General features: G+C 69.1%; 17 protein-coding genes, 9 tRNA genes and 2 pseudogenes. 19 read left to right on the forward strand and 9 right to left on the reverse strand.

The window, feature by feature from the left end; translation table 11 throughout:
* Positions 1-68: 68 nt before the first annotated feature.
* Positions 69-1484: a DUF1501 domain-containing protein gene (locus TA3x_RS28210; RefSeq protein ID WP_435018014.1), complete on the reverse strand. Its 1416-nt coding sequence runs from the start codon at positions 1482-1484 to the stop codon at positions 69-71.
* A gap of 305 nt (positions 1485-1789) precedes the next feature.
* Between TA3x_RS28210 and TA3x_RS28215 the strand changes: the two genes are divergently transcribed.
* From TA3x_RS28215 to TA3x_RS28255, 9 genes are all read left to right on the forward strand, one after another.
* Positions 1790-1864, forward strand: a tRNA-Lys gene (locus TA3x_RS28215).
* A 20-nt stretch (positions 1865-1884) separates the two neighbouring features.
* Positions 1885-1956 (forward strand) — tRNA-Lys (locus tag TA3x_RS28220).
* A 76-nt stretch (positions 1957-2032) separates the two neighbouring features.
* Positions 2033-2107, forward strand: a tRNA-Asn gene (locus TA3x_RS28225).
* A 22-nt stretch (positions 2108-2129) separates the two neighbouring features.
* Positions 2130-2204: transfer RNA gene (locus tag TA3x_RS28230), tRNA-Gln, on the forward strand.
* A 34-nt stretch (positions 2205-2238) separates the two neighbouring features.
* A tRNA-Asp gene (locus TA3x_RS28235) sits at positions 2239-2313 on the forward strand.
* Positions 2314-2488: 175 nt separating this feature from the next.
* Positions 2489-2571: transfer RNA gene (locus tag TA3x_RS28240), tRNA-Leu, on the forward strand.
* 115 nt (positions 2572-2686) lie between these two features.
* Positions 2687-2757: transfer RNA gene (locus tag TA3x_RS28245), tRNA-Ala, on the forward strand.
* Between the two features lie 15 nt (positions 2758-2772).
* A tRNA-Ser gene (locus TA3x_RS28250) sits at positions 2773-2858 on the forward strand.
* A gap of 16 nt (positions 2859-2874) precedes the next feature.
* Positions 2875-2945, forward strand: a tRNA-His gene (locus TA3x_RS28255).
* Positions 2946-3509: 564 nt separating this feature from the next.
* Here TA3x_RS28255 and TA3x_RS28260 read toward each other — a convergent pair.
* The 3 genes from TA3x_RS28260 to TA3x_RS28270 form a co-directional block, all read right to left on the reverse strand.
* The gene (locus tag TA3x_RS28260) at positions 3510-5039 is read right to left on the reverse strand and encodes a sigma-70 family RNA polymerase sigma factor (RefSeq protein WP_435018015.1); all 1530 of its coding nucleotides are present in this window, start codon (positions 5037-5039) and stop codon (positions 3510-3512) included.
* An 84-nt stretch (positions 5040-5123) separates the two neighbouring features.
* Positions 5124-6191: a hypothetical protein gene (locus tag TA3x_RS28265; RefSeq protein WP_435018016.1), complete on the reverse strand. Its 1068-nt coding sequence runs from the start codon at positions 6189-6191 to the stop codon at positions 5124-5126.
* 324 nt (positions 6192-6515) lie between these two features.
* Positions 6516-7652, reverse strand: a complete 1137-nt coding sequence (locus TA3x_RS28270) for an IS481 family transposase (RefSeq protein ID WP_435018017.1) — start codon at positions 7650-7652, stop codon at positions 6516-6518.
* A 372-nt stretch (positions 7653-8024) separates the two neighbouring features.
* Between TA3x_RS28270 and TA3x_RS28275 the strand changes: the two genes are divergently transcribed.
* From TA3x_RS28275 to TA3x_RS28295, 5 genes and pseudogenes are all read left to right on the forward strand, one after another.
* Positions 8025-8429 carry a hypothetical protein gene (locus TA3x_RS28275; RefSeq protein WP_435018018.1) on the forward strand — a complete coding sequence of 135 codons (405 nt, stop codon included), beginning with the start codon at positions 8025-8027 and terminating at the stop codon, positions 8427-8429.
* Positions 8426-9109 (forward strand): family 16 glycoside hydrolase, encoded by a 684-nt coding sequence (locus TA3x_RS28280; protein WP_435018019.1) that lies wholly within the window; start codon positions 8426-8428, stop codon positions 9107-9109. The genes TA3x_RS28275 and TA3x_RS28280 overlap by 4 nt, the downstream gene beginning before the upstream one ends.
* 24 nt (positions 9110-9133) lie before the next feature.
* Positions 9134-9388 (forward strand): annotated as a pseudogene (locus TA3x_RS28285) (DUF4184 family protein); the annotation flags it as partial.
* A gap of 13 nt (positions 9389-9401) precedes the next feature.
* A pseudogene (locus TA3x_RS28290) lies at positions 9402-10124 on the forward strand (DUF4184 family protein); the annotation flags it as partial.
* 104 nt (positions 10125-10228) lie between these two features.
* Positions 10229-11020, forward strand: coding sequence for a hypothetical protein (locus TA3x_RS28295; RefSeq protein ID WP_435018020.1), 792 nt, complete (start codon positions 10229-10231; stop codon positions 11018-11020).
* Between the two features lie 55 nt (positions 11021-11075).
* On the opposite strand, the gene TA3x_RS28300 is transcribed toward TA3x_RS28295, so the two are convergent.
* Together TA3x_RS28300 and TA3x_RS28305 are read right to left on the reverse strand one after the other, a co-directional pair.
* Positions 11076-13199 (reverse strand): vWA domain-containing protein, encoded by a 2124-nt coding sequence (locus TA3x_RS28300; protein WP_435018021.1) that lies wholly within the window; start codon positions 13197-13199, stop codon positions 11076-11078.
* A gap of 196 nt (positions 13200-13395) precedes the next feature.
* Positions 13396-15432: a vWA domain-containing protein gene (locus TA3x_RS28305; RefSeq protein WP_435018022.1), complete on the reverse strand. Its 2037-nt coding sequence runs from the start codon at positions 15430-15432 to the stop codon at positions 13396-13398.
* Positions 15433-15723: 291 nt separating this feature from the next.
* On the opposite strand from TA3x_RS28305, the gene TA3x_RS28310 reads away from it, so the two are divergent.
* The 4 genes from TA3x_RS28310 (at position 15724) to TA3x_RS28325 (ending at position 18912) form a co-directional block, all read left to right on the forward strand.
* Complete coding sequence (locus tag TA3x_RS28310; protein WP_435018023.1) at positions 15724-16251, forward strand: hypothetical protein; 528 nt, start codon at positions 15724-15726, stop codon at positions 16249-16251.
* A 440-nt stretch (positions 16252-16691) separates the two neighbouring features.
* Positions 16692-17126 (forward strand): hypothetical protein, encoded by a 435-nt coding sequence (locus TA3x_RS28315; RefSeq protein WP_435018024.1) that lies wholly within the window; start codon positions 16692-16694, stop codon positions 17124-17126.
* A 123-nt stretch (positions 17127-17249) separates the two neighbouring features.
* On the forward strand, positions 17250-18554 hold the full coding sequence (locus TA3x_RS28320) for a hypothetical protein (RefSeq protein ID WP_435018025.1): 1305 nt from the start codon (positions 17250-17252) through the stop codon (positions 18552-18554).
* A 28-nt stretch (positions 18555-18582) separates the two neighbouring features.
* Positions 18583-18912, forward strand: coding sequence for a hypothetical protein (locus TA3x_RS28325; RefSeq protein WP_435018026.1), 330 nt, complete (start codon positions 18583-18585; stop codon positions 18910-18912).
* 101 nt (positions 18913-19013) lie between these two features.
* Here the strand turns inward: TA3x_RS28325 and TA3x_RS28330 are convergent, their stop codons facing one another.
* Positions 19014-20750, reverse strand: a complete 1737-nt coding sequence (locus TA3x_RS28330; protein ID WP_435018027.1) for an HNH endonuclease — start codon at positions 20748-20750, stop codon at positions 19014-19016.
* A 326-nt stretch (positions 20751-21076) separates the two neighbouring features.
* Here TA3x_RS28330 and TA3x_RS28335 point away from each other — a divergent pair, with 326 nt between their 5' ends.
* On the forward strand, positions 21077-22846 hold the full coding sequence (locus tag TA3x_RS28335; RefSeq protein WP_435018028.1) for an Ig-like domain repeat protein: 1770 nt from the start codon (positions 21077-21079) through the stop codon (positions 22844-22846).
* Between the two features lie 373 nt (positions 22847-23219).
* Here the strand turns inward: TA3x_RS28335 and TA3x_RS28340 are convergent, their stop codons facing one another.
* The gene (locus TA3x_RS28340; RefSeq protein ID WP_435018029.1) at positions 23220-23609 is read right to left on the reverse strand and encodes a hypothetical protein; all 390 of its coding nucleotides are present in this window, start codon (positions 23607-23609) and stop codon (positions 23220-23222) included.
* A gap of 537 nt (positions 23610-24146) precedes the next feature.
* Positions 24147-25379: a hypothetical protein gene (locus TA3x_RS28345; protein ID WP_435018030.1), complete on the reverse strand. Its 1233-nt coding sequence runs from the start codon at positions 25377-25379 to the stop codon at positions 24147-24149.
* Positions 25380-25490: the final 111 nt, after the last annotated feature.

Raw genomic sequence — 25490 nt, forward strand, 5'->3', positions numbered from 1 at the left:
GGCGATCCCATGCGGTGCGTCGTTCGGCCGGGATTAGTCGAAAACCGGCCCGGGCCCCGGCCACCCGATCAGGCCAGGAGGTCGCGGACGACCCGGCCGGCCACGTCGGTCAGGCGGAACCGCCGGCCCTGGAATTTGTAGGTCAGACGCTCGTGGTCGATGCCCAGCAGGTGCAGCAGCGTCGCCTGGACGTCGTGGACGTGCACCGGATCGGCCGCGACGTTGTACCCGAACTCATCCGTCGCCCCATACGCCTGGCCGGGACGAATACCGTCCCCGGCGAACCACATCGTGAAGCACCGGGGGTGGTGGTCCCGGCCGTAGTCCGTCGCCGTCAGCTTGCCCTGCGAGTAGTTGGTCCGGCCGAACTCGCCGCCCCACACGACCAGGGTATCGTCCAGCAGCCCCTTGCGTTTGAGGTCGGTCAGGAGGCCGTAGGTCGGGCGGTCGACGTCCTCGGCCTGGCGGCGGATCCCCCTGGGCAGGCCGCCGTGGTGGTCCCAGCCGGGGTGGTAGAGCTGGATGAACCGGACGTCCCGCTCGGCCAGCCGCCGGGCCAGCAGGCAATTCGCCGCGAACGTGCCCGGCTTGCGGGACTCGGGGCCGTAGAGGTCGAAGGTCTCGTCCGGCTCCCCCTTCAGGTCCATCACCTCGGGGACGCTGGACTGCATCCGGTAGGCCATCTCGTACTGGGCCACCCGGGCGTTGATCTCCGGGTCGCCCCGCTCGGCGAACTCATGAGCATGCAATTCCGCCATGCGGTCGAGCATCGCCCGCCTTGAGCCGGCCGAGATGCCGGGCGGGTTGTCCAGGTAGAGCACCGGGTCCTGGGCCGAGCGGAACAGGGCCCCCTGGTGCTCGCTGGGCAGGAAGCCGTTGCCCCAGAGCCGGGCGTAGAGCGGCTGGTCGATCCGGTCCTTGGAGATCAGGACCACGAAGTCGGGCAGGTTGCGGTTGAGCGACCCCAGCCCGTAGCTGAGCCACGACCCCAGGCTGGGCCGGCCGGCCAGCTGCGACCCGGTCTGGAAGAAGGTGATCGCCGGGTCGTGGTTGATCGCCTCGGTGTGGACCGAGCGGACGATGCAGAGGTCGTCGGCCAGCTTCGCCGTCCACGGCAAAAGCTCGCTGATCTCCGCCCCGGACTGGCCGTGCCGGGCGAACTTGAACACGGACCCGGCCAGCGGGAGCGTGGCCTGGTGGCCCGACATCCCGGTGAGCCTTTGGCCCATGCGGACGGCGGCGGGCAGGTCCATGCCGTTGCGCTCGACCAGCAGGGGCTTGTGGTCGAACAGGTCGAGCTGCGACGGCCCGCCGCTCATGAACAGGAAGATGACCCGCTTCGCCTTCGGGGCCAGGTGCGGGCCGCGGGCCTCCGGCCCGTCGTCGGCCCGGGCGCCGTCGGCGAGCAGCCCGGCCAGCGCGGCGGAGCCGAGCCCGAAGCCCACCCGTCCCAGGAGGTCGCGGCGACTGATCGGCGTGTGCATGGGCGTCGTCTCCTCGGGCGGTGCTGCTCCGCCCACGGTGGATTTTAACAGCGGCCGGGCCGGGACGGCAGCCCCGGACGGATCGGGGCCATCCGGAAAGCCGGCGAGGGGGGCCGCCGGGTCGGCCCCGGCCGAGCCTCCGGGGGAAATTGCGGGCCGGGCCGAACCTCCCCGGCGGCCGCCGCGTCTCTCAGGGCATGGAGGACGCGACGCCGGGCCGGGGACTTCTCCCCGGAAGGCCGTCGCATCCGGGGAGCCAGACCCATGCATCCGATCAAACGTCGGCCCCGGGTTTCGGCCCATCCGGGGCCGTGGTGTCGCGGCAGCATCTCGGCCTTTTAAGCCGGGAGTCGGGGGGTCGAATCCCCCCGGCCCCACCACGCCGGGGCACGCGAACGTCGGGACCGAAGCTCGACCGGCCGAGCACCCGGCTCTTAACCGGGCGGTGAGGGTTCGAGTCCCTCCGGTCCCATCCCGACGGGCCGATGCATTGCATTCGTGCCATATCGGCACGATTTCACGAAATGTCGGCATCCGGCCGATCCGGGACCGGGGATGCATGAGCTGGTTCATGCGCCTCCCTGTTAAGGAGGAGTCCGCAGGTTCGATTCCTGCCCCCGGTGCTCCCGAAGCGAGAGGGTTTGATCCGGGGCAGTTGCTGCTGGTAGTGACGCCGCGCTTTGAACGCGGAGGCCGCTGGTTCGATTCCAGCCCCCGGAACTCATCGAATATCGCCGATAATTCGGAGACGAATGTCCTCGCGGAGCAGCCCGGAGTGCTCGCCACCCTGTCACGGTGGAGATCGTGGGTTCGAATCCCATCGAGGACGCTGGAGGATCGGGATGGGGGGCGGACCTCCCGCCCGATCGCGGAAATCCCCATTGGCGTCGGCTGGGCATGGGCGTGCCCCGGTGGCCGTAACCCACCCGCCTTCGGGCTTTGGCGGTTCGACTCCGTCCCGACGCACTCTCGATCCTGGAGGTGGTTTGTCGCAGCGGAGATCGCGCCGGGTGGCGGAATGGCAGACGCGCGGGCCTCAGGTGCCCGAGCCTTTCGGGGCGTGGGAGTTCGAGTCTCCCCCCGGCGATCCTCGGGCGGGGCAGGTGCCCGCTCGGCCCTCATGAGGCCGATCCCCCCGGCTCGATACCGGGGCCCGAGATGCCCCGATCCGGCCATGCGGCCGGGGCGTCCCTCGTTTCGATGGGCTGCTGGTCCAACAGCAAGACGCCTGCCTTGCACGCAGGAGTTCGGGGTGCGACTCCCCGGCGGTCCACTGCGGATGTCGGTCGGAAGGTCGCCGGAGACGGTGGGCCGGGCCCCGTTGCTAACGGGTGCGCCCTCGCGGGCATGGGGGTTCGAATCCCCCGCCTTCCGCTCCCCGGCCGTGATGGTGCCCGTGGTGCAGCGGCAGCACGCGAGATTGTGGATCTCGAGACGCGGGTTCAACTCCCGTCGGGCACCCTGGGATTGGCCTCGCATCCGGGAGGGATCGCGACGGGGCCTCATGGATGATCGCCCTCTTCGGGCGCGTTGGCCGGGGGCCGATAGGGGCGGAAGTGTTCGGCCGCGTCGTCCCACCGGCCCTTCGCGAACACCGTGATCGACCGCTGCGAATGGTCGTGGTCGTGGAACCCGCCGGTCGACAGCCCGAGGCCGAGGAAGACGAGGCTCCCGAGGCATTCCCTGCGGGTCCGGGTCGCGGCGGATCAGCCCGTCGATCAGGCCGGGGTGGTCGAGGAGGTTCGGCACCTCGTCGAGGCCGAGGGTCAGGCCGGGGCAGAAACCGATCTCGGCCACGGTCTCGCCCCCCTTCGCGTAGTGGATCGAGAGCCGGTTCTCCCAGCGGTACTCGGTCGTTTCGCCCAGGAAATTCTCGTGGACGAAGGCCGGCTCCCCCAGCAGGGAGGCGACCTCGGCCCGGCCCATGCCGAAGGCGATCGGCAGGGCCCCGGCGTGGGGCACGAACCGGAAGCGGGGGGGCCTGGCGGGTTGGGGCGGGACATCGTCCGGCATCGGGGCGTCATCCTAGAGGTTGTCGGGGTCGACGGCCTCGCCGCCGTCGCGGCTGAGCAGGGCTTTGAGCGTCGGCACGGAGGTTGAACGCTTGATGAACCGGACGGCGCCGTCGGCGAACAGGGCGTTGAACCCGCCCGGCTGGGATATGCCGGGCCTCAAATCGAGCAGGTAGAGCTCGGAAGATCGGTCCTCCGGCTTGGTCCAGGGGCTGCGGTGCATCGTGTCGGTGGCCAGGATCGTGTTGCCCATCCCGTCGGTGAATTCCGACAGCTTGACGGGCCGGTCATCCAGCGCGGCATGCGGGCCGACGGACGCCAGGACGTGCGTGTCGCCCTGGTTCCCGGGGATGGGATGGCGGACCGGGCTGGCGTACACCGCCGGCATCCGGGTGAGCAATGCCTTGTTATGCGCGCTGTCCCAGGGCTCGTCGAGGCGGAACTCCCGGTACAGGGCCTCGTGGCCGAGGAATGGCAGGATGGCGACCCGCCAGCTCAGCAGCGGCTTGCCGGCCGCGTCGGTGATCGCGGCCGCCGGGAAGGCGCCGCGGGCGTCCTGGTACTTGTGCAGGGCCAGGCCGATCTGCCGGAGGTGATTGGCCCCCTGGGCCAGCAGGGCGGGGTCGTCCGCGACCGGGGCGGCCGGGGCCTGGGCGGGCGGGGCCGCTTTGGGTTTGTTCGGGGCCGGATCGTTGGGCGACGGCCTCAGGGCGCCGACCGCGCCGACGCCGAGCAGGAGCGGGACGGCCAGCCACTTCGCCAGGTTGATTCCGATCATGTGGGTTCCTTTCGCATGGGCGAGGGCCCCCGCCGTGGCCATCCCGACGCGGGACGGCAGGGCGGCGGAGGCGAGCCGGATCAGGGTTTCGGCCGGGGGCGTGGCGCCGGCCAGCAGGGCGGGGACGAGGGCGGAGGCGGACGCATCCGGGGCGAACCCCCGGCGGGCGAGGCGGTGGCGGAGCAGGTCGCGGGCTCGGGCCAGGCGGACGCTGACCGTGCCCACCGGCCAGCCGAGTTCGCGGGCCGCCTCGGCGTGGGTGAGCCCTTCCAGGTGGCACAGGACCACCGGGCGGCGGTACTTTTCGGGCAGGCGGCCGAGTTCCTCGTGGACCGTCGGCGCCAGGTCGGGACAGGGGGAGGTCGAACCGGAGGCCGGCGGGTCGGCGAGGATCGCCCCCCCTTCCCTGCGGGCCCTCCGGGCCGAGGCGGAGCGGGCCTTGAGCGACACCCGGCGTGCCACGCCGTGGAGCCACGGGCCGAGCGGCCCCCCGGCGCCGACCCGCCCGGCCTTGCGGGCCAGGACCAGGAACGTCGCCTGGAAGGCGTCCTCGGCGTCGCGCTCGTCGCGCAGCAACGCCCGGCAGACGCGGAAGACCATCGGCCCGTGGCGCACCACCAGCGCCTCGAAGGCGACCTCGGCCGCCCCGTCGCGCCGGGCGGCGAACCGCTCCAAAAGCTGGGCATCGGTGAGCCCGCCCGCGGGGCCCGCCGCCCACAACCGCCGCATCTGACGGGGCCCGTCCCCGGCCAGCCCGCTCGCCATGCCGCCCTCCTCCGCCGGTGCGTCCGTCGTCGTGCCCTCCCTACTGCCCGGGAGGGGCGTCCTGCTGACAACTTTCCCGGATTTTCACCCGGGAGGGGCCGCCCCCGCCCGGCCCGATCCCCCGGCGGGCTCGGCCCGGGGGGCGTGGATTGGGTTCGTTCGGGCCGGCTTGGCCGTCGGGATGGGCGCGATGGGGGCCGCCGCGACGACGCGGGGGCGGGGCCTCGGCGGGGCGGCCGGCGATGGCGGGGCCGGGGACGGGGCGGCGTTGGGTTCGTTCCGCGCCTCGATCTCGTGGAACTCGCGCAGGGCCCGGAACAGCCCGCGCTCGGCCGCCGCCTCGTACCGACGGGCCAGTTGCCCCTCCTTCGACGGGTCGAACAGGGCGCGGTCGCCCGCCTCGGCCCGATCGGCGGCCTCGTCCTCGGCGTCGATCAGGGGGCGAAGCTCGCGCAGGGCCTCGACCTCGGCGTCGATCAGCGCGGCCAGTTGCTCGCGGGCCCAGGCCTTGCGCCCCTTGCGGTTCACCCCGACCCCCTGCCCTTCGTCCAACCCCGAGAAGTCGCCCCGGATGGCCCGGAGGATCGGGTCGAACTGGGTCGGCGGGTGCATGCCCGGGTGCCGGCCGAGGAGGCTATCGAGGCGCTGGTCGTCGTGGTGGGTCCAGGCGAGTTTGCCGGGACGGGCCAGCTTCCCCCGGAGGACGTTCCACGCCTCGATCAGCCCGTCGATCCCCTCGGGGGTCTCCAGCATGCGGGCGACCGCGCGGTCGGGGTCGGTGTCCAGGATGGCGGCGAGTTCGTTGACCTCGGCGCGGCGGGCGGCGTCGCGGGCCCGATCCGCCTCCCGGACCCGCTTCGCGGTCATCGCCGCGTCGTTCCGGGCGCACTGGTCGAGCCGGGCCGACATCACGGCGATCCGCCGGATCAGGATCCGCCCCATCTCCCCGGAGGGCTTCATCTCCGCCGCGAGCTTCGCGGTCAGCGCGTCGACCTCGGCGGACTCGGCGGGCGGGAGGACGACGCCATCGCCGGCCATCCCGTGCTTGAGGGCATTCCGGGACGAGATCCGGCGCCCTTCGGGGCTGGTCGGCCCGGTGCTTTTCCGGGCGTTGGCCCGGTTCGCGGCGAGTCGGGCGGGGCTGCACGTCATCGGCGGCGGGCTCCACGGCGGGCATCGGGGGGTGGGGATCCGGGCGCGAACGGGCGCCGTCGCCTGACATATTCAGAATTTTCGGGCCGGCTTATCATACTTTCTGCCCGCGAGCCGCGATTCTCGTATCATTCCCCGCCGGGCGTCGCCCCGACGGGATGCTCGTCCCGGGCGGAACCGAGGGGTTACACCTCTTGTTTTTGGCGATCGCCCGGGCGGTCCCGGGTGGCTGTGGTTGGCTTGCTGTGCGATGCAGGGACATGGGTGGCGCCGGGCGCAGGGACATGGGTGGCGCGCCCGGCCGATCGAAGTTTACACCATCGTCTATGCCGTCACGCCGGGCTTCAACTGCTCCGCGGCGATGACCCGGGCCCGGTGAGTCCCGTAGTACACCTCCACCTGGTGCCCCTGGTCGGCCACCCTCACCCGCTCCCCGGACAGCCCCACCCCCACCTTGATCCGGGCGCGACGCCAGCGGATCGACCCGTCCTGGCCCACCACCCGCACCTCGGCGTCGGCCGGGTAGGTGATCTCGGGCACCGCGTCGGGCCGGCGACGCGGGCTGGGCGCCCAGCGGGTCGCCGGCGGCTCATCCCCCAGCGCCTCGTGCGGCCGGACCGAGTTGTACACCGGCCGCCACGCCTCCAGGTCGGCCCGGAAGTGCTCCGACTCATCGCGCCTGACCTTGGGCCAGACCTCGCGTTCCAGGGTGCCGTGGAACCGCTCGACCTTGCCCTGGGTCTGCGGGTGGTAGGCCCGCCCGTGCAGCGGCCGGATCCCCAGGCGGATCAGCCAGGCGTCGAAGCCCGACAGCCCCACCCCGGTGTTGCGGGCCGAGAAGGCGTTGTCGCAGAGGATCGCCTCGGGCATCCCGACCTCCCCGTACAACCCCCACAGGACCGCCTGGGTGGTGGCATAAGTCATGTCGGCGCAGGGCCTCAGGGCGAGCAGGTAGCGGCTGTGGTCGTCGATGATCGAGAGCGTGACGACCCGGGCGCGGCCGACCTCCAGCGGCCCCTTGAAGTCGAGCTGCCAGAGCTGGTTGGGCCCGGACCTCTCGAACCGCTGGGGGGCCGGGGTGGGCGGCGGGGCGGCGACGGGCGCGGCGACGCGGCCGTGGCGGCGGAGGATCGCGGCGATGGTGCGGATCGGCGGGGCCTGGTGCCCCTGGGCCTTGAGATGGGCGTGGAGCTTGCGGGGCCCCCATCCGTGGCGATCGCGGGCCTCCAGGACGATCAGCTCCCGGTCGTCGGCGGTGCGGGAGGGGCTTCTGGCCGGGCGTCGAGAGCGGTCGGCCAGGGGGCGATCGGGCTCGGCGTCGTGGCGGGCCAGCCACTTGAAGGCGGTCTTGCGGCTGACGCCGTAGCGTCGGGCGGCCTCGGCGACGGAGAGGCCGGCGGTGCGGACGGCATGGACCAAGGCGATGCGCTGCTCGGTCACGGGATCGACTTTCCAGGGCATCTCGGGCCTCCTTTCGAGGCCCGATTCTCCCCTCCAGGCGCCACCCATGTCCCTGCACTCACCGTAACCCATGTCCCTGCATTGAACAGCTTGCCAACCACGGCGCCGGCGCCACCATCCCGGGGCGATGGCCGGCGAGGTACCGGGCCGCAGTCCTTCCTCGCCGGCCCACGATGGCCGGGGCGGGCTCGTCGGCGCCGTGGTTGGCAAGCCAACCACAGCCACCCGAAGACCACACCGGCGCAATCGAAAGGTACACCCCAACCGGGGGATTTGATCCGGCGGGCCCTCCCCGGGCGGGGCCGATGAGGTATGATCCGGGCTCGCCGATCGGGCGGCGGCGCGGCGGGCGTCGGAGGGGGCAGGCCGATCATGCGAAGGCCGGGCGTGCGGATCACGGTGCGGCGGATGATGGTCGCCGTGGCGGCCGTCGGGCTCGCCCTGGGGGGCTGGCGGCAGGGCTCGGCCTGGCTCGAACGTCGCGATGACTATGCGATTCGGGCCGAGGCGTTCGCCTGGGTCGAGGAGCAGGATCGCGGGTTCCTCCGCGACGCCCCCCATGTGCTCGCGAGATTGACCGAATCCGCGGCGGATCGGCGGCATCGGACCTGGCTGGAATGGCAGATGCGTCATGTCGAGGCGAGGGCCCCGTTCCTCCGCGCGATGGTCCTCAAGTACGAGCGGGCCGCCCGCTATCCCTGGGTGACGATCGGGCCGGACCCGATCGAGCCGGGAACCACTCCATTTTTCGACCCCATGGACCAGGCATCGCCATGAACACAGGGAACGCACGCATTCGGGCCGCGATCATCGCCGCGCTCGCCCTGCTGGCCCCGGCCGCCGGGAGGGGCGACGATCCCCCCGCGCCGGTCGCGCTGTTCGACGGCAAGACGCTGGAGGGCTGGAAGGCGGTCACGTCGTACCAGGCGGGCGAGGTGAAGGCCCAGGGGGGGTCGATCGTCCTGGGCCAGGGCGGGCCGATGACGGCGGTCGCCTGCACCCGCCCGGCGCTGCCGACGACGGACTATGAGCTGTCGTTCGAGGCCCGGCGGGTGGCCGGGGAGGACTTCTTCGCGGCGGCGACCTTCCCGGTCGGCGCGTCGTTCCTCACGCTGGTCAACGGCGGGTGGGGCGGCGGCGTGACCGGCCTGTCCAGCATCGACGGGGCCGACGCCTCGGAGAACGAGACCAACCGCTTCGTCAAATACCGGAACGGGACCTGGTATCGGTTCCGGATCCGGGTCACCGGGAAGGCCGTCCGCTGCTCGGTCGACGACCGGGAGATCATCGCCCTCCGCCACGACGGCCGGCACCTCAAGACGCGGGTCGAGGTCCGGGGCTGCCAGCCGCTCGGCTTCGCCTCCTGGCGGGGCTCCGGCGAGATCCGCGCCATCACGGTCCGCGCGCTCACCGCCGCCGAGGTCGAGGCGGCCGGCCAGATCCCCGAGGTCGATTGAGGCGGCCCGGCGGCCGGCGGCGCGATGCCCTTCACCCCGACCCACGTCCTGGCCATCGTGCCGATCGCGGCCATCCGGCGCCCGCGACTGCCGTTCTCCGCCCTGGCCATCGGCAGCATGATCCCGGACCTCCCGCTGTTCGTACCGATGGGGCCGGGCTACGCCGCGACCCACTCCCCGGCCGGCGTGCTGACGGCGTGCCTGCCGCTCGGGATGGGGGCCTTCCTCGCCTTCCAATCGTTGTTGAAGCGGCCCCTGCTCGCCCTCCTGCCCGCGTGGATCCCGGCGCCCGCGACTGCCGTTCTCCGCCCTGGCCATCGGCAGCATGATCCCGGACCTCCCGCTGTTCGTACCGATGGGGCCGGGCTACGCCGCGACCCACTCCCCGGCCGGCGTGCTGACGGCGTGCCTGCCGCTCGGGATGGGGGCCTTCCTCGCCTTCCAATCGTTGTTGAAGCGGCCCCTGCTCGCCCTCCTGCCCGCGTGGATCCGTCGCCGGTGCGCGAGCATCTCGGCGGCCCGCTTCGCACCGACTCCCGGGGCGCTCGGGCGGGCCGCGATGGCCGTCGCGATCGGGGCGGCGACCCACGTCCTCTGGGACTCGTTCTCCCATCGGGGCCGATGGGGGACGCGCCTCCTCCCGTGGCTCGACGAAACGGTCCCGACCTTCTGGGGGCAGGCCGTGCCCGGCTATAAGGCCATCCAGTACGGCAGCACCCTTGTCGGGCTTCCCTTGCTGATCCTGCTCGGGGGGGCCTGGCTCCGGCGGCAGCGGCCGGAGGATCGGGCCGATGCGCCGACGATGCCGCCCCGTTGGAAGGCGGCGGTCCTCCTCGTCGCGATCCTTGTGCCTACGGTGGCGGCTGGGCTCGCCTCCCGCCGCGAGGGGTTGTCCGGTTACGATCGGCTGGGCCGCTCGATCACGGCGGCGGGGCTGGCCCTGATGATCCTGGGCCTGGCGTATGGCCTGGCCTTCCGCGCCATCGAGGCGAGGGCGGCGGCGAGCCGGGGCTGATCCCGGGCCTCCGCGCCGATGGAGGGGGAAAGATCCGCCCGGTCGACTATGATGTGGTCCGATGTGCCGGATCCGCGACGAACACGCCCGGAAGGAGGAGACGGTTGGCCGACGGGTTTTTCCATGACCTGCCCCTGGGGGTCCTCATCCCATTCTTGCTGGTGTTGCTGCTGGTCGCCACCGAGGGGGGGTTCCGGCTGGGGTTTCGCGACAAGGTTCGGATGAGCGAGCCGGCCAAGTCGCAGGTGGGCACCATCGAGGCGGCCCTGCTGGGGCTGCTCGGGCTGCTGCTGGGGTTCACCTACTCGATGGCGTCGTCGCGGTACGACGCCCGCAAGGCGCTGGTGGGGGCGGAGATCACCGCGGTCCGCTCCACGCTGCACCGGGCCCGACTCCTGCCCGACGAGATCGCCGAGCCGGCCGAGGTGCTGATCCACGCCTATGTGCGGGCCCGGATCGCGTCGGCGGAGTCGCCCGACGAGGACCGGGAGCGGGTCGACGCCGAGACCCGGCGGCTCCAGGAGCGGCTCTGGGAGCTGGCCGACCTCGATGCCGGCGCCCCCAAGCGGCCCGAGATGAGCTCCCTGTTCGTGCAGGGGCTCAACGCCATGGGCGAGGCCAAGACCCGGCGCGACTCGGCGCTGGCAGACCACGTCCCGACCAGCGTGCTGACCCTGGTCTTCTTCGCCACCACGATCGTCTTCGGCGTGGTGGGCTACGCCTTCGGCCTGGCCGGGGAACGCGGGCTGCTAGCCACGTCGCTGCTGGCCCTGCTGATCGCGCTGGTGGTGCTGGTGGTGCTGGACCTCGACCGGCCCCGACGCGGGCTGGTGAAGGTCGGCCAGCAGGGGATGATCCGGCTCCGCGACGGCCTGGACCCGAGCCCGCCTTTGTGAAAGGCCCGGGGGGCCGCCCGGCCGATCGATCGGTCGGTGCGGCCCCCGGCGCGGGTCAGAACTTGGGCACGAGCCTGGCCCGCTCCTCGTACTTGGTGTTGCGGTGCCACTCGTTGCGGGCGACGCCCAGGCCGCGATCCAGCACGTCCTGGGCCAGGTCGGCCCAGGGGGTCTTCGGGTGGCGCTCGATCACCAGCCGGAGCAGGCGGTGGGCCTCGGCGACGACCTTCTCGGTGTTCTGCTTGGGGGCCTTCAGGGTTTGCGAGTGGTGGATGTCCCAGATCACCTCGGTGTCGGCCTTGGGCTTCCTGGAAAGCTTCGGCGGCTGCTTCTGCATCTCGATCAGGAGGGCGCGATATTCGTACGCATTGACCTGGAAGGCCACGACCTGCGCCAGCATCAGGTCGTAGGCCGCCTGCCAGCGCCGCTCGGGCTCCAGGTTGCGGGCCTTCTCCAGCTGCTTGAGCCGGCGTTCGATGCTGATCAGGACCTGGAGCCGGTCGGTGACGACGGGCAGTTGCTCGGCGATCGCCTCGACCAGGGGGCCGGGCTCGACCGGGAAGTGGACGCGGAACGGGAAGCTCCGGGTGGTGTCGATCACCTCGTAGAGGGTGCGCCTCAGCTCCGACTTGAGCCGGCGTTCGCTGTAGGCGGCGCGGCTCTCGTAGTCGGGGACGTACTCCTTGAGGGTGGCGATGGAGTAGGCCTTCTCGCGCTGGCGGGCGCGCATCGCCTCCTCGGTGGGCAGGAGGAAGTAGATGCCGCCGGTGTCCTTGGCCAGGCGGGCCAGCTCGTAGGGGGCGAAGCCGGAGGGCTGCTCGTCGTCGCGGCCGCGGATGCCGTCGTACTGGAGGGCCTCGACGTCGGCGGTCTCCGGGCCGCGGCGGATGGTCGGCCAGTAGGTGTCCAGGGTGACCGGGTCCTGGTAGCGGATGTGGACCGCGCCGTTGCCGAAGATCGCCTGGCGGCCGATCACGTAGATGGGCACGCCCCGGGCCAGCGCGGCCTGGCGGGCCTCCTCGACGTACTCGCCGTCGTCGCCCGACTCGTCGGTGACCAGCACCACCAGCAGCTTGACGTCCTTGGGGACCGCCGAGCCGTAGTGGCCGATGACCCGGGCCAGGGCCTGCATCGTGTTCTCCTTGCCCGAAACGTCGATCACCAGGCGGCCGATGGCGCGGCCGATGGCGTCGATATTCTCGGTGGGCTTCTCCTGCTCGAAGTGGACCTCGTCACCGAACCCGACGATGGCGTGGGTCAGCGGCGGCCAGTTCGACTTCTTGTCCTTGGCCCGGCCCTTGGTCATCTCGGGCAGGTTGACCTTCAGCTCCGAGGAGACCCGGTCGAACTTCGAGCGGATCGCCTTCTGGTCGTCCCGCATGCTCTCGGATTCGTCGAACATCCAGACGACCGACACCTTGTGCTGGGTCAGGTGGCGGCGGATCTCGTGGGTGATCTGGTCCAGGGCGTCGCCCACCTCGCCTGCGGTGAAGGTGACGTCGCCGCCGATCAGCCCGCCGCCGCCGAGGTCGCGGGTGGGGGCCGCCGGCATCATCCCCAGGCCGCCGATCGAGGTCACGATGTTGACCGACGGGAGGATCGTCCGCTCGCCGACCGCCCGGCCGGTGCCGGTGATCGCCGGGGTGGCCGAGGGGGGGCCGCTGCCCACGCCGCTGAAGCCGACCGTGGGGCCGGCGGTGGACGCGTCCAGGCTGCCGGCCGCGTTGTCGCGGGCCTCGGCGGGGTCGGCGTAGATCTTGGTCAGTTCCTCGGGCCCGTCGCCGGCCGGGGCCATCGAGGCGTCCAGGTCCACCAGCTTCTTGACCACGTCGCCCGAGGAGGTCGCCACCAGGGCCAGCCCGCCCAGGATGCCGAGGTGGATCAGCGCCGAGACTCCCCAGGCCGGCATGTCCCACCGGCTCTTGCGCTTCTTCTTCTTGCGCTTCGGCCGGGGGGCGGGGGCCGCCGCGGCGGCCGTCTCGGCGGGCGGGGCGGGCGCATCGCCCCCGGGGGCCGGCTCGGGCCCGGGCCCGGGTTCGGCCTCGGAGGCCGCCTCCAGGGCCGGGGCGTTGTCCGATTCGAGCGTGGCGACCGCGTCGGGGTCGGTCGCGTGGGCCTGCGGGGCGGCCAGGTCGTAGCCCGCCTCGTCGGAGGCCGGATTGGCTGCATTCCGATCCATGACGCTTCGTCCCCTGTGCCGAGGGTGGCGGCGGAGTCGCCCCGGGTCGTGACGGTTGCCGCCCGGGCGGACGGCCCGGGTCGATGGATCTCGCGGGTGTTTCGGCCGGTGGCCGGGCTCGCCGGGGGCCCGGACGCATCGTCGCTTTATTATAGCGCAATCGCTGCCCGGTTCAAAGGCCGGGGCCCGGCGCGGGTCACAGCTTGGGCGGCTCCTCGGGCTTCATGGCCGGCTTGGTCATCGCCTTCTTCTTGGCGGCGGCCTCGGATTCCATGCGCTTGGGCAGGGGCGGGACCTTGGTCTCGACCCACTGGAAGCCCATCGGGTCCTTCAGCTCGCGCTGGGCCAGCAGGGCCCAGGGGGTGTTGGGATGGTCCTTGACCACGCCTTCCAGGAGCCTTTTGGCCTCGACGGCGACGGCCGCGACCTTGGCCCCGGAGTCGATGGTCTCGGTCGGGGCCAGCCTCCAGGCGTTGGAGCTTTCCTTCTTGAACTTCATCGGCTCGCGCTTCATCCGGGCGCAGGCGGTGTTGTACTCGTAGCACCGGATCTTCATCGCCATGAGGCGGCCCCGGATCAGGTCGAAGTGGGCCTGCCACCGCCGCGAGGTCTCCCGGTCGCGCTGCTTGGCCACGGCGGAGATCGGCACCAGCGCCTCGTCGACCGTGTAGGCGATCCGGGCGACGATCTCCTGGTTGTTGGTCATCGCCTCCTTGAACTCGGGGGCGTCGGCCGGCGGGAAGACCAGGCCGGGCTGCCCGGGCAGGTTCTGCTGGGTGATCAGGGCGGCCTGGATCACGGCGCCGCGGATCGGGTCCTTGGCCAGCGCCTGCTCGTACTGGGCCTTGCTGACCCAGTCGGGCCGGTACTCGCGCATCCCGTTGGGGTCGAAGCTGAGCCGGCTGGGCCCGAGCCGGGTGATGAAGTAGATTCCCCCGGTGGCCCCGGCCAGGCGGCTCAGGGCATAGGGGCCGAACCCGGCGTCGAGGTTGTCGTACTGGTCGCCGTTGTACCAGAACGGCAGGCGGATCTGCTCCAGGGCCACGCTCTCCGGCCCCTGGCGGACGGGCAGGTTGCGGAAGGTCTTCTTGGTCTTGGGGTCGGTGTAGTCCATCCGCCCTTCGAGCTTGCCGAACAGGGCCGGCGAGCCCAGGACATAAACCGGGACCTTGGCGGCGTTGGCCGCGGAGATCGCCCCTTCGAGGTTCTGCTCGTCGTCGCCGACCTCGTCGGTGACCACGATGATGATGGGGTGGTAGGCCCCCTTGTCGTTCTTGAACTTGCCCCACTTCCGGGAGATCTCGGCGACGGTCTGGAACGTGGTCTCCACGCCGGTCGCGTCGAGCGGGACGTCCTTGATCGCCTGGACGATGGCGGCGCGGTCGGCGGTGGGGGCCGGGGTCATGGCCTTGCGGTCCTGGCCGAAGGCGATCACCTGGGTCAGCAGGGCCTCGTCGGCGGAGATCCGGCTCTGGTCCAGCTCGTCGATGTGGGCATAGACCTGCTCGATGTGGCCGGCCAGCTTCTCACGCTCGGCCTGGAGGCTGCCCGAGGCGTCGAACGCCCAGATCACCAGGGTCCGGCCGCGTTCCAGCCGCCCGAGGATCTCCAGGGCGACGCGGTCGACGGCCCCTTCCACCCCGCCGACGTGCTCGGCCCCGCTGCCGCGGATCGACACCGCCTGGCTCAACGTGGCGGCGGCCGGCATGACCAGGTCGCCGGGGCGGGTGACCTTCAGGTCGCTCAGGGTCATGTGGTCGGAGGAGTCGGACCTGGAGGCCACCAGGATCGGGGCGGAGCCGGCCACGGCCAGCGGGGCCAGCACCGGGGCGCTGGAGCCTTCCGGGTTGGCGGTCATCTCCTCGTCCATCTCCTGGATCTCGGCCTTATCGAAGGCCGGGATCGCGGTGTCCACCACCGCCCCGGTCATGTCGCGGCGGATCTCCGCCTGGGCGGCATAGCCCATCACGCCCAGGGCGGCGAGCAGGGCCCCGTGGAACGCGAGGCTCACCGCCACGGCGGGCAGGTCGCGGCCGTACCGCACCCCGGGCCCGAGCACCCGTTCGGCGAGCCCGACCACCGGCCCCGAAACCTTCCCGACCAGGCGGGTGAACCATCGATTCGACACGGTTCGGCGCTCCTCGGTCCGCTCGTCGCGGCGATCCCCGGCCCCCGGCGCGGGCCGATCCGGCCCCATCGCCGCGCCGGCCGGCTCGGACATCGTCCTGGTCATGGCTTCCATCCCCTATCCTAGTCCGCCCCGACATCGCGGGCAACGCGCCTCGGGCCGACATCCGCCGATGTCCCCCCGACGCGACGCCCGACACCCCGCCCCCCGATCAAACCCCGGATCGGCGGCAGCGGATCGCTCATTCCCTCCTTTTTCCCGGCCGGCCCGGTTCCCCCGGCCCGTGCGGCCCCCCCTACCCCGCTCCCGAGGGCCGGGAGATCATGAGAGGGAGACGACATCGACGATCGGACAGGTCGGGACGATCGCCATGTGACGCACCTCCGGGGGGATTCCATGACCGACGAGCCCGCCCGGACGAAATCCACCCGGGGCTGCTTGTTCGCATTCCTCATCGTCACAATCCCCTGGCTCGCCATCACCAAGGTCACATCCCCCGCGGATTGGGTCGACGTGAAGGTTGGCCCGATACCGAAGGGCTGCGAAAACTTCTGCCTGATCGCCGAGGATTCCCAAGGGATCGGGACGCTCCCCTGGTATCACTCCAAGGTCGTCGCTGACGCGGTCGACCCGTTCATGGGCGGGGCCCTGTCCGGGGAGGCGCGGAATCACAAGGAGGAAGGCTTCTTCATCGCGAGCGTCCGGTGGAGGGAGGCGAAGGGGTACGGCGTCCTGGCCCAACGTGCAGACGGCCGGTGGCGCCTCTGGTGGATCGAACCCTCCGCCCTGCGACGGCCTTCCGCCTCCAGGTTCATCTACGGCCGTGCCCCGGCCGGGATGCGTTTGCCCGCCGAGGCGTCGGCGCAGGTCCCCTCCGAGCCACTCCTGAAACGGCTCGGGCACCGCCGCGAGCCGGGCCCATGAACGCCCGGGCGGCAGGGGCTTGAGACCGAATCGCCATGGCCTTCCTAACGGCTTGAACAGGCTGGGGACTGAACCGGCCCCGGTTGGCCGTGAGCGGCTACCACCCGAGTCGCCGACGAGTCGGAGGGCTCAGGCGTTCTTCCGGATCGAGCGCGTGCCAGGATCGCCGGCGCCGGGGTCGGCAAGCCGACCACGGCTTTGATTTCGAAGCAGGATTCAGTCTGGGCCTTGAAATGGGCAGGCCGGTGGTCCTTGGGAGTCGCGGCATCGGGCGTTTTTGCCGGATCTCCATTCATGCATAAATATTGGCTTACCGCACACGCGATCGGGCGACGTGGGATTCAGTGATACATCGGAGAAGCATCCTTGACTTGGGCATGCCGCTCGGCTCTTTTACCCGGGTGCCTTGCCCATTGCCAATTTTAGTTCGGAGGGTTCCCATGCGACTGCGGAAATCGACCGTCCTCGCCCTCGGGTTCTGCCTTTCGGCAGCCGGCCTCTCCTCGGCCCAAGACACCAAGGGCGAATCAACCGGCCCGAAGCAATACGTGGTGCACGAAGGTTTCGTGTGGAAGGCCTGGGCTACGAAGGGCCCGCAGGGGGTGCTCCACGTTTCGGGCGTCCTCAATAAGAAGGGAGGCCCGGGAGAGTACGCTGACTTGAAGCCGGCGTCCCCCCAGGGGATCAACCCGAAAATCCTCATCCTCGAAGTCAAGCTCGGCCAGTTGCCCGGCGAGTGGCCGGAGCCTTTGGTCGACCTGCCGACGGTCTACGAGCAGGCAAAGTACACGGGGGATTACGAATCGATCTCGGTCCGCTTCTCTGACGGGAAGGAGATCCACTTCCGCGTCAACCCGGGTGGCGGGGGATCTTGAGGCGTCGCGGAGAAGGTTGACGGGCAGGACAGATGAGACCGATGTGACGAGACCCCAAGCTGAGCATGGTGGAATGCAGTGTTTCCACCATGCGTCGCCTTGAGAGATGGATGAGGGCAGATCATGGCCGCCAAAGCTCCCCGGATCGCTTCTGTCAACCTGGATATCATCAGGACCCCGGAGGGACGCATCACCGTCTGGGCTTTCGCCATGCTGCCGGAACTTCTCGATCGCGATGGAATCACCCCGGGTCGACCTCGCGAACTGGCGGGCGGGGTTTCCGAACCGGAAGGGCAGGATTTCCCCTTCCGTCGTGCGTCCGCAACTCATCAGTCCGGTTACAAGACCCAGCTCATTCCCCATCCGTCACCGACCAACGGGATCTATGAATTCGATTTCGTCGTCGATGTGCCGCCCGATACGTTCCTGATCCCCTCCGCCCGCACGGTCCTCGGATTCGCCACAACCAGCTCGGGGTCGGACCCCCTGGAAGGCATCCCTCCCGAGCGGGTGAAGGGCATCCGAGTCCACGGAGCTGGCAATCAGGTCACGGTGCGCGTCCCGACCGTGTCATCGGGCTCACCCGCCGCGGGCGACGATTTCACCGTCACGCGGGTGGTTGTCGATGACGACCAGTTGAAGGTCGATGTCACGTACTCGGGAGGCTGCGAACGGCACGATTTCGAACTGGTTTGGAGCGGGAATTACTTGCTTTCATTGCCACCCCAAGCCGTCATGAAGCTCGTGCATCGCGCCAACGGAGACGAGTGCGAGAGGCTCGTCAGAGAGACGCTCGTGTTCGACCTTCTCGACCTCGCCCCTTGTGTCATCAGGCTTTCCACAGACCATGGGTATTCGTCCTCGGTCAGTTACAAGCTCGGCACGCCGGGCGGCATCCCCGTCCTCGGAGCCGGCGAGGCCACGCCGGGCGGGAATCGCGAAGTCCCGATCCTGACGCTACCCATGGCCAGATTCTTCGTCCAGATGATTCAGGGCGGCGAGAAGCACGTCGAATCCTTCGCCGCTCATCCCGACAAGTCGGTTCAGGAAGCCGGGCTCTCCCTGGAAGACATCGCACTCCTGGCGAACGACCCGAACGACGGTTTTTCCGGGTCCCTACGCCAACTGGGTGTCCGCGACGAGGTCCTTCAAGGTTATAACGGCACCCTCAAAACCCTGCTGGGCAACGGCTACAGCGGCAGCCTGTCGGTGCCGGTCGTCCGGCTCCTCGTGCAGCTCGCCCAGGACCGCAGCAGGCTGCAAGCCATCAAGGCCGAACCGGGGAAGATCGAGAAGGAATACGGCCTTTCGAAGGCGGATGTCGCCCTGCTCAAGGGCGGCCCCAGCAACGGCTCCCGGGCCCTCAAGAGCGTGGGGCTCGGCGAGGACATCCTTCGTGAACTCGCGACCGCCTTGAGCGGCCCCTGACCAGCACTTCGAGTTGCGGGGATTGCCCATGGATTTCATCTACGCCGGCATCGATGAGGTCGAGAAGGTCGAGTGGGATTATCCCTCATGGGACCCCCTCACGAGCACGGAATGGGGCACGAGCACGTGCAGGATCTATCTCAAGAGTTATTCCATCAATGGAGTCGAGAAGCCCATCGTGTTCACGGATGTTCCCGGGGAAATCGGGATGGCTCTCACATCAGCCCTGTCGAGAAGCGGATGCCGTGTGGCATTGCTGTCCGCCGGCATCCCTTCGCCGACCGCCGGCGGCGCACTGTACGAGACCGGATTTGGAGGCAAATTCAAAATTTCCACCACCGGCCAGCTGCTTTTCTAGGCCCGGCGGGGCGGCCGTGGTCGGCAAGCCAACCACAGCTGCCCAGCCGCCGTGAGTCGGGCCCGTGACCGGCTGACCGTCCCCCCGATGACGACACTCGGTCAGATTCGATCTCGTTTCTCGTTGTTGCATTTCCTGCATAGCAGTTGAACATTGCCAAACGTGTTCGCCCCACCCAGCGTATGCGGGATGATGTGATCGAATTCCAGGTAGCGGTCGTCCTGGTATTGCACGCATCGCCCGCCATCCCGAGCCCAGACCGCACGCTTGACATCGCCCGGGATGTGCCGGCTCTTCTCCGACCCGGTCCCATTCGATGCGGTGTACTTACCTCTTTTGGCAAGGCCGATCAGGATCGCCTCCAGGTCTTTCGGTCGGGTGACGTAGTAGTCGCCGTTCCCTTGCCGGGCGTCCGTCTTGATCCTGACGCGGGGGCCGACGCCCTCGATATCCACGACCTTCCAGGGGGCGAACGAGAAGCTGCGGGTCGGCGAGACGAACATGATCCGCTTGGTTGTCGCGACCAGTTCCCCTTCGACCTGTTTGGAATCCTTGGCCGTCTGATAGAGGAGGCGGCATGGGGAATCCCAATGGCAGGTCTCTCCTCCTTTGAAGAGCTTTCGGGATTCGACCAGGGGCAATCGGCCGGAGCGGTATCCGGCCAATCGCTTCGCCTCGGCCAACTGCTCGGCGTACGGGGCGACCGCCGCCGCGTCCAGGCCGGTCTCTCCTTCGAGCCAGGCGAGCAACTCCTCCTGCTGTGGGGTGATGTCGCCGTCCTGGACAATCTCCGCGAATGCCTCGCGGTAGAGGTCGATGGCACGGCCCCGGATCATCGCGACGGTGTCGGCGTCGGAAAGCCCCAGCCCGCTCTTGAACCGTTGGACCTCCCGCAGGCCGCGAGGGTCGGCGGCGCCCGATTCGATGACCTTCCGGATCAGGGCTTCATAAGCCACGGCGGCGAGCGCTCCCGCACTCCGGGCTGCGTCGTTGGTCGTGATCCCTAGCGTCACCCTCAACGATTCCAGACGGCTCGCCTCCGGCGGGGTGATGACCCCATCGGCCAAGGCCTCCAGGACGGCTCTGCGATACGCATCTCGCCTGGCGCTTTCCTCGATCCGGGCCGCCCAGGAAGGGGCGACGTGGAACGCCCTGGCCAGGGCATCGAGTTGGCCACGCTCCGCCGCGGTGATGATGCCATCGGCACAGACCCTGATGGCGAACTTGGCATATAACTCGTCGGCGACTTCTGCGGTCGCGGAGTCAGGCGCCCCCGAGTGGTCCGCATAGGCTCGGAGATCGAATGTCCCGGGATTCGCCTTGAAATCCCGGACAACCGCATCGCGGAATGCGTCCCGATCGAACATGGCGGCCAGGTCCGCCTCGACCTCGTCGTCGACATCATCGGGTTCGGGCAGGAGATTGCGGCGCATCTCCGCAAGGTGGGCGGCCTCTTCCAGCGTGACGACACCGTCGGCCATCGCGACTTGAGCGGCCTCCTCATAGACCTCGGCCCCTGCGATCTGCTCGATCGAGGTGGCTTTTCGGCGGTCGAGGCCGAGGACGGCGGCCAGCCCGTCCAACTTCGACCTCTCGGCGTCCGTGATCACCCCATCGGCGGCGACCTTGCGGGCGAATCGCAGGTAGAGTTCGGCGATGACCTTGGATGCCCCCTCGTCCGAGACACCCGTCTTCGCCCGGATCTCGGCCAGGTCGACCCCACCTTTCGGCGGGTTCTTCAGCGTCTGGATCATGACCGAGCGGAATTCGACGACGGGGGCTGGCTCGCGGTCCGGGCCGACGACGGACTTGGCGATATCGGCAAGACGCTTGAACATGGAGCCATCTCGGGGGGGAGGAAAATCGCACCATCGCTCCATCTATTCAATCATGTCAGGCCCGTCTCATCCAGTCTCGCGGGCTGGGGCCCTTCGGTCATTAGCTCATATGATATTTCATTCAGCGCCCAATCCACGGTGCTCTTTAGCTTGCATCCATCGGATCAGCGATGAATAATGGTGTTCACCCTCAATATTCCCGGCGGAACGGGCGTTCGAGGTCGCCGAGCCCTCGATCGTCCGTCGAAATCGTGCGGATCAAGGTTTCCCGGGTCTCGATCGCCCGGGATCATGCCCGATCGAGGATGAAGAAGGGATCGCCCACCATGCGTTACCTCCCGTTCGCACTCGCGTCCCCCGGCCATCCGCCGCGTCGTCGCGGCCTGAATCCTCGCGCCGAGGGGTTGGAACCGCGCAGGCTCCTCGACGCCTCGTCGCCGCCGGCAACGCTGCAGGCTTCGGCGACCTTCGCGCAGGATCAGGCCGCCGCCTACAGCCATGGGGATCGGGCGATCGCGCTCGTGGCCTACGCCACGTCGGGGGATCAGATCAGCGACGGCGGGACGATGACCTTCCGGATCCTGGACGGGGCGAAAGTCATCGGCGAGCCCGTCTCGTATGACGTGACGAGTTCGGGCGCGGTGGCCGGCTCGACGGGCGACGTGCAGGTGCTCAACTACGCGATCTACACCGTGCCGGGGGGTACGGCGCCGGGGGTCTATACGATCGAGGCGAGCTACAGCGGCGGCCCGGGCCATACATTCAGCTACGTTGTCGACCCATTCCCCCATCCCATCATCACCGGGCCGGGGGAGATCCAGTTTGAATACACCCGGCGTGTGGTCGTCAACGCCGGGACATTCGCCCCGTCGTCCGACAGTTCGCACACGCTCACGATCGCCCCGGGCCTGGACCTCACCTCGGACGCCGCCTCGGCGCCCCGGGGGCAGCCGATCACCTTCACGGCCTCGCGACCGGACCGCCTGAGCCACGGCGGGTCCGTCCAGTTCGTGGTGGACGGGGCCAACCGCGGCGAGCCGGTGCCCATGCGGGCCGACGGGACGGCGAGCTTCACCGATCCGTCCCTGGCCGCCGGCACGCACGCGGTCTGGGCCGTCTACAACGGCGTCGACGGGCTGTTCGCCGAGAGCGAGACGTTCACCCAAACCGTCGTCCCGGCCGCGACCACGACGGTCGTCGCCCCCGACTCGTCGGCCTCCGCCTATGGCCAGGCGGCGACGTTCACGGCCGTCGTGTCGGCCGGCACGCCGGGGGCCGCCACGCCCTCGGGCACGGTGCAGTTCTACGTCGACGGGGTCGCATCCGGCGCGCCCGTGCCGGTCGACGCCGCCGGTCGGGCCTCCTTCGCGGCGGCGGGCCTCCATGCCGGCTACCACGGCGTCTCGGCCATCTTCGACCCGGCCGACCCGGCGGAACTCTCGGGCAGCCATGACATGGACAGCCCGGCCGTCCTGCTGGTGACGCCGGCCCCCCTGCTGATCGTCGCGGATGACGCCTCCTCGCCGCTCGGGGCCGCCCCTCCGCCGTTCACCGCCTCCTATTCCGGATTCGTCAACGGGGACACCGCGGCGAGCCTGGCGACGGCCCTGGCCCTCGAATCCCTCGCGAGTGCCTCCAGCCCGGCCGGCACCTATCCGATCCTCGCGAGCGGGGCGTCCTCGCCCGACTATTCCATCACCTTCCGGCCCGGCACGCTGACCATCGTGCCGCCGCCCGCCACCCCGCCCGCGACGCCCATCGGGCCGATGCCCGCCACCGCCGTGGCGGACATCCAGGTCGTGAGGAACCGGGGGAAGATCGTGCGGGTCGTCGTCCAGTACTCCGGATCGCCCGAGGCCGTCCCCGCCGGGAAGGCCGCGATGTACCGGCTGGCCCTCGGCACGGGGCGACGCCATGCCACGGTCTACGCCCGCACCCTGCCCCTGAAGGCGGCCGCGTTCGACCCGGCGACGGGCCGGGCGACCTTGAGGCTGCGGGCGGGCGTGGCGGCGTCCGCGAAGCTGCGATTGCGGGTCGGCGGCAAAATCCTCGGCGGCGCCGATCAGGTCTTCGAACTGCCGCCCGGGAGGGCGTGAGGATACCGGCTGGGCCTTCCACAGGGTATGGACATCAACGACCGCGGCCAGATCGTCGGCTTCGGCACTAATCCGGAGGGCAGTTTTGTAGGGTGGGCACCGCCCACCGCAGGCTCATATGATGAGGTGGGCGGCGCACCCTACAGGAATCATCACATTAGCATCAAATTACATTCAGGAAACACAGGATTTAGTCTTGGAAGATTCGGAGTTAGATCTTGCTTTGGTTTTCTGAAACCTGGCACAATCGAACGTTACCAAATTCGTAACGATGTGAAAATTAGAAACAGATTCTAACGCTGAAGTCTCTATAAAAACCCCCGGCCGCAGAAACCGGGGGCGGTTGCTCGTCATGCTCAGGGGTTGCTTTGCCTCATTGATTGAAGGGAGGCTGACCCGGCGTCTCGAGGTAAATCGGCCTAAAAGTGAAGGACGCTGTATCGGTATTGCCCGTCTGGTCGAAAATACAGGTGATGAAGTATTCCTCGCCGACATTGGCGGCAACGGTGTCGAAATGGACGATAGTCTCGAACGACTGATCAGTCCCAATCGGACCGGTCATGTCTTTGATCGACGGGTCATTGGTGCGCTTCAGCTGGAGATACTGATTCTGGGAGTTGCGCACGGTAAAATGGACCGCCTGCGAAGACCCGAAAATAGTTTCAGGCCCTTGATTCGTGACGGTGACATTCACAGTAATGTGGCCGCGGCCGATACCAGCAGCGGCATAAGCCCGAACATTCTGAGCGATGGACACAGACATTCTTGCACATTCCTTTCTCTGGGGTAAAGCGGGGATCCCGCCGCACATAGTATACGAGGTATCACCTGGGAATGTTAGACATTATCTCGTGATCGAATGTTTTTCTTTATATAGCGGACAAGTTGGCCAAAAACAAGCCTACTTGTGATTACCTTGTCCATTTCCCAGATTAATCAGACACCCTACCATCGCCTGATAGACAAGTCTCATAAGGTGGGTACCGCCCACCGTAAGCTCATATGATGAGGTGGGCGGTACCCCCTTACAGGTCGCGGAGGTCAGGCTTGGTTTTTGGTTTCGGATTACTTCCGCCCAACGGAATTGATACGTTCCGGCGACGCAAAGATGACTCCGAATCGTTTGGAAACACCGACCAGGCCCGCCCCCCTAACCCCGGGCGAATCCGTGCAAACGTGGATCTGTCAAGGGGGGGGGGATTGGCCGCGTTGGGAGGGTTTCACGCGAGGCGTGCTTCGCGAGGGCTGATCGGGTTTCGGGGGGCGGGGTCGCTACGCATGTTCCCGGGTTGGGGCGGGGTCACTTCGCCCGAGGGGTCAGCTTGAGCAGGACCCCCTGGCCCGGGGGGAGGTTGTACCAGGGGTTCGGGAACGGCTTCAACTCGCCCGTGACCGGGGAAATGTATTCGATCTTCGCCGGCGGGTCGCGGAAGTCCGGGCGGCACGGGGTCGCGTTCCGGAGGTGCTTGTTCACGATCATCATCCAGCGCGATCCGTCCTCGTGGGTGAACTCGCCGATCAGGAACGACTCGCCGGCCAGCAGGCCCTTGAGCAGCGAGTCGTCGCCGATGCCCCGGTTCTGCTCGGGGACCTCGCCGACGTGGTAGACCGCGTCGGAGCGCAGCTTCAGGAGGGTCGGCCCGAGGTTGCGGACCTGCCGGTTCGTGTTCCGCATGAAGTCCCAGGTCGGCGTCTTCTCCAGGAACTGGTCGAGCGGGGCGCCTCGCCAGTCGCCCAGGTCGGGCGCCTCCAGGATGGGCAGCTCGCGGCTGATGAATTTGTAGTAGCTGATCCCCCGCGCCCCATACGCGAGGGCCCCGTAGACCTGGAGCCGGAGCGAGGCCGGCGTGGGCTCGGCGTAGGTGAGGTGGGCCACGCTCAGCATGATCGTCTGGAACGGGAGGCCGTGGCGCAGGCCCGCATTGCGGACCTGGGCGATGTTGGCCCAGTATCCGTAGGAGAAGCTCCCGTCCTGCCCCAGCGGATAGTTGTCGTAAGAAAGGATCGTCGGCCGGCACTGCTTCACGAACAGGTCGAGATATCCGTCGTACCCCTTCCCCATGCCCGGGGGCAGGTTGATGTAGCCCCACTTCCCGGGGGCCAGTCGCCCGACCTCCGCGACCGCCTTGCCGAGTTCGTCGAACTGGCCGGGGTCGGGCTCGTCCTTGAGGTGATAGCCCATCACCGCGGGATGGTCGTTCACCCGCTTCACCAGGTCGGGCAGGATGCGGATCGCCCCTTCGCTGCGGAAGGGCTGGTCCCAGCGGGGCGGCGTCAGGTCGGGGTGGTAGACGATCGCCTTCAGCCCCAGCTGGCCGCAAAGGTCGAGCGCCCGCTCCGGCACGAAGGCCACGGCATTGATCCCGCAATCGGCCATCGAACGCAGCGTCGGTTCATCGTCGGCGTAGTCCCAGGCGATGATCGGGAACGGGGCCGGGGCCGGGGCCGCCGGGGGGACCGGGCCGCCCGACGCACGGGAGCCGAAGCCCCCGAGACTCATCGCGATCACCACCGACATCATCGATCGCCGCATGGCGCATCCTCCTTCCCGAACGATGCCTGGATTCGATGGAGTTTCACGAGCGAATGAAAGGGACATGACGATGGATCGCTTTCTTCCTGAATGCAAGGGCGAGCGGCAACG

The sequence above is a fragment of the Tundrisphaera macrotermitis genome (assembly GCF_051175315.1).
GTDB lineage: Bacteria > Planctomycetota > Planctomycetia > Isosphaerales > Isosphaeraceae > Tundrisphaera.